Below are 4,588 nucleotides of genomic sequence, written 5' to 3'. Positions count from 1 at the left end.
GGTCCGACAGCCATTCAAGACGGACGGGCGAAGCGTAAGTCTGCGACTGACGAGCAAGGGCAAAAAAGCGCTTGCACGCGATCCGTTCGAAGTTCTGGTACGCGCCGTGGATTCGCTCGACGCGACAGAGCGAACTGCGATGCGTCGCGCCCTGCACCACGTGCTGTCCACTCTAGCTACGGGTGGTGCGCATCGGCGGTTCGGTGTTTGCCCGCACTGCACGCACTTCGGCAGAGAGATGTGCGGCAACCTGCCTAGCACGGGCCCGTCGGCCGTTGAATGCCTGTTCCTCGGTGTTCCGATTCAGCCAGAGGACGTAGGTCTTCTGTGCGTCCATTTTCAACCCATGAACGAGCACCGCGAGGACGGACGGATACCATGAATGAGTTCACCGCTGCGATCTGCTGAAAGGACGCTTAATTGACCTTCGTCGTCAACGAGAGCTGTATTCGCTGCAAAATCATGGACTGCGTCGAAGTGTGCCCCGTGGACTGCTTCTACGAGGGCGAGAACATGCTCGTCATCCACCCGGACGAATGCATCGACTGCGGGGTCTGCGCGCCGGAATGCCCGGTCGACGCGATCAAGCCTGACACCGAGCCGGGGCTAGAGAAATGGCTGTCGCTGAATGCGGAATACGCGAAAATCTGGCCAAATATTATGGTCAAAAAAGCGCCCCCGCCCGACTCTAAGGAATGGGAGGGGAAGCCGGACAAACTCCAATACTTCTCGCCAAATCCCGGCGCGGGTGATTGAGGCGGACAGCGCCCGCGCCGCAACATTCACCTTCGCAGTTTGCCAGCCTTGGTGCGGGCGAAGGTTGACACGAGGGGCAAGCAACGTGACCGAAGCTCTTGCTAGCAAAACCTGTGCTCCCTGTCGCGGGGGAATACCCCGCTCACGCGCGAGCAAGCTGAGCTCTTTCACGCACAGGCCCTAGACTGGCAACTGGCGGCGGACGCCCACTGCATCGGGCGCGAGCTTCCGGTTTCGCAGTTTCCGCGGGGCGCTTTGCGCGCTCCGGGCCATGGCGACCGGGGTTTCCGGTTGATGGCGACCACCATTTCCGATCGATGACGACCACCTGTTCCGGTCCATGGCGACCAGAGCAACAGGGCTGTGGACGGGCGTGATGAACGCCGTTGGGTGATCCGCGAATCAGCCGGACCTCGCTCCTTTTCCAGAGGAGCGGGAATGGCCCAATCGAGATTACCCATGCGCAAGATCCGCGATGTGCTGCGGCTGTCGGCCGCCGGCCTGTCCAAGCGCCAGATTGCGGCGAGCCTCGGGATCGGCCCGACCGCGGCCGGGGCGTGCCTACGCCGGGCGCGCGAGGCCGGTATCAGTTGGCCGTTGCCGGACGATCTCGGCGACGCCGCGCTGGAACGCCGCCTGTATCCGGCGCCGGCGGCCGCGACCAAGGAAGGGCGGTCGCTGCCGGACTGGCCGGCGGTCCATCGTGAGTTGCGCCGCAAGGGCGTGACGCTGCAGTTGGTGTGGCAGGAGTACCGCGCCACCGATCCCGACGGTTACAGCCGCAGCCGGTTTTGCGAACTGTATCGCGCCTGGGAAGGCCGCCTGTCGCCGACGATGCGGCAGGCGCACGTGGCCGGCGAGAAGCTGTTCGTCGATTATGCCGGCACGACGATCGACATTTTTGACGCGACGACCGGCGAGGTGCATACCTGCCAACTGTTCGTCGCAGCGCTTGGTGCCTCGAGTTACACCTACGCCGAGGCGACGGCCGCGCAATCGCTGCCCGACTGGATCGGATCGCACACACGCGCATTCGCTTTTTTCGGCGGCGTTCCGGCGATGGTGGTTTCCGACAATCTGAAGTCCGGCATCACCAAAGCTTGCTTCTACGAGCCCGCCGTCAATCGAGCCTATGCCGAGATGGCGGCGCACTACGGCACGGCGATCGTGCCGGCGCGGCCCAGGAAGCCGCGCGACAAGGCCAAGGTCGAAGTCGCCGTGCAGGTCACGACGCGCTGGATCATCGCCAAACTCAGGAACCGACGGTTCTTCTCGCTGCCGGAGCTGAACGCGGCGATCCGAGAGTGCCTCGTAACACTCAACGACCGAGTGTCGCGGCATCTGGGCGCGAGCCGGCGCACCTTGTTCGACGCGACAGACCGATCGGCCTTGAAGCCGCTCCCAACAGCGCCTTACGTCTACGCCGAATGGAAGCAGTGCAAGGCTGGTCTCGATTATCACGTCGAGGTCGAGAAGCACTACTACTCGGTGCCGGATGCGCTGCTGCGCGAGACGCTGTGGGCGCGGATCACCGCGCGAACCATCGAGATTTTCCATCAAGGCAATCGCGTCGCCGTCCATGTGCGCTCGTCATCCAACCGCCGCCACACGACAGTGCGCGAGCATATGCCGTCCAGCCACCGGCGCTATGCCGACTGAACGCCGGAACGCATCCAGCGACGAGCGAACGAGATCGGGCCGAAGACATCGGCGCTGATCGAGATCATTCTGCGCGAGCGAACGCATCCGGAGCAAGGCTTCCGCGCCACGATCGGTATCCTGCGGCACGCATCCAACTTCGGCCATGAACGGCTCGAAGCCGCCTGCGGTCGCGCCCTCGACATCGGCGCGCGTTCCTACACGTCGGTGACGTCCATCTTGAAGAACAATCTGGATCGCCAAAGGCCCGCCACCGCCACGGACGGGCCTGCGATAGTTCATTCCAACATCCGTGGCCCCCGCTACTTCCACTGAGGAGACGACACGCAATGCTGCCCCATCCCACCATCGACCAGCTTCGAGCCCTCAGGCTCGACGGCATGGCGGACGCCTTTATCGAGTTGCAAACACAGGATACGCGAAGGATCTTGGCCCTGCCGAATGGCTGGCGCTGATGCTCGATCGCGAAGCGGCGCACCGCGGCACACAGCGGTTCAAAAGCCGGCTGCGCACTGCAAAACTGCGCCACGGCCAGGCATCGATCGAGGATGTCGACTACCGCACGCCACGGCGGCTCGACAAGGCACTGTTCCAGCAGTTGGCCGCCGGCCGCTGGATCGCCGAGCATCGCAACCTGCTCGTCACCGGCCCGTGCGGCGTCGGCAAGTCATGGCTCAGTTGCGCGCTGGCACAGAAAGCCTGCCGCGACGGCTATACCGTGCATTACGCGCGCGTGCCGCGCTTGTTCGCCGATCTCGAACTGGCGCACGGTGACGGCCGCTTCGCGCGCCTGTTCCGCATGCTTACCAAGGCCGACCTGCGGATCCTCGACGACTGGGGGCCGGATCGTCTCAATCCAAACCAGCGCCGCGATCTGATGGAGATCGTCGAAGACCGCTACGGCGCGGGCTCGACGCTGATCACCAGCCAGTTGCCGGTCGAGTCCTGGCACGAGGTCGTCGGCGAGCCGACATTCGCCGACGCCATCCTCGATCGTCTCGTGCACAATGCCTATCGTCTCGCCCTCGACGGTCCCTCGATGCGCGATCCGAAGACAGCCAAACCGGACACTGCGTCGCCGGCCACGGATACGGCGGACGCGATGGCAACAACAACCGCCAAGCCAGCCAAGGCTGCAAAAAGATGCCACCGCCACCACCCGCCCGTGCGCGGCGCTCCGTCTGACTCGCGGCGGTCACTGCGCGCCGCGCACGGGCTCCACCTGAAGCTTGACCCAAACCACGAATACTGAGATCAAAACCTGCATCCAACGGCGCCATCTCGCTCGTGCGCCGCCCTGGTCGTCATCGACCGGATCAAGTGGTCGCCATGCACCGGAACGCATGGTCGTCATCACCGGAATGCGCAGCGCTTACCCTCCTTCCAAATATCTGCGAATTAACTCGCGTTTGAGATCCCTCAGGCGCATACAATCACCGCTCCGCCTCCTAGGCATTACCGGTGACAGAGAGTGTAGCGCTCCCGCCTGTTCGAGGGAAGCATCATGCACCAATCTCAACGCCTCTCCTCAGTCATTCCATTCGCTGCAATTGAGCGTCCCGCCTGTCCGAAGTGCAAGGCCCGGATGATGCTCGTTAGCATCGAGCCAGCACGCGCCCGGGGCGTCGACTTGCAAACGTTGAATGCGCTGTCTGCAATCAGGTACTAACGACCTTTGCCGCGTTTGAAGACCCCATGATGACCATCACCCTCAACCACATCATCGTCCCTGCCCGCGACAAGAGCGCAGCGGCGCAATTCTTTGCGCGCACTTTTGGCCTCCATGCCGATTCGAAAGACGGCCATTTCGCGCCAGTACGCATCAACGACACGCTTACGCTCCTCTTCGACGACGACGAGGAGTCCGAGAGCCACCACTACGCCTTCCACGTCAGCGATGCCGAGTTCGATGCCATCTTCGGCCGCATTCGCGAGGCGAAGCTCGGTTTTGGCAGCGCACCGTGGAGCCTCGACGACGGTAAGCTCAAGGACTGGAACGGCGGCCGCGGCGTCGATTTTCGCGACCCTGATGGCCATGTGCTCGAACTCATGACCGTACCGCAGTGAGCTTCAACCCCTGAGTTCACAAACGAAGTGCAACACTTCCTCGAGGAGGTGTTGCCATGGGGCGGAGTTACGAGCAGCTATCCCTTGACGATCGATGCGAGATTGC

2 protein-coding genes and 2 pseudogenes are annotated in these 4,588 nt (G+C 63.1%); all 4 read left to right on the top strand.

Annotation, left to right across the window (positions count from 1 at the left end; all coding sequences use genetic code 11):
- The first annotated feature begins 420 nt into the window (after nt 1-420).
- The 4 genes and pseudogenes from fdxA to IVB46_RS38610 all read left to right on the top strand — a co-directional run bounded on the left by fdxA (nt 421) and on the right by IVB46_RS38610 (nt 4,482).
- Nucleotides 421-756: a ferredoxin FdxA gene (gene fdxA / locus IVB46_RS38625; RefSeq protein ID WP_247345266.1), complete on the top strand. Its 336-nt coding sequence runs from the start codon at nt 421-423 to the stop codon at nt 754-756.
- A 459-nt stretch (nt 757-1,215) separates the two neighbouring features.
- A pseudogene (gene istA / locus IVB46_RS38620) lies at nt 1,216-2,730 on the top strand (IS21 family transposase).
- A gap of 14 nt (nt 2,731-2,744) precedes the next feature.
- Nucleotides 2,745-3,460 (top strand): annotated as a pseudogene (istB, locus tag IVB46_RS38615) (IS21-like element helper ATPase IstB); the annotation flags it as partial.
- A gap of 650 nt (nt 3,461-4,110) precedes the next feature.
- Nucleotides 4,111-4,482, top strand: a complete 372-nt coding sequence (locus IVB46_RS38610; RefSeq protein WP_247315914.1) for a VOC family protein — start codon at nt 4,111-4,113, stop codon at nt 4,480-4,482.
- Nucleotides 4,483-4,588 lie beyond the last annotated feature (106 nt).

Source organism: Bradyrhizobium sp. 61 (assembly GCF_023073075.1).
GTDB lineage: Bacteria > Pseudomonadota > Alphaproteobacteria > Rhizobiales > Xanthobacteraceae > Bradyrhizobium > Bradyrhizobium barranii.
This window is presented reverse-complemented; position numbering and strand designations above follow the sequence as displayed.

Bases quoted from the DNA above. Each gene is read 5' to 3' on its own strand.
- IVB46_RS38610 (WP_247315914.1), top strand. From the start codon at position 4,111: ATGATGACCATCACCCTCAACCACATCATCGTCCCTGCCCGCGACAAG.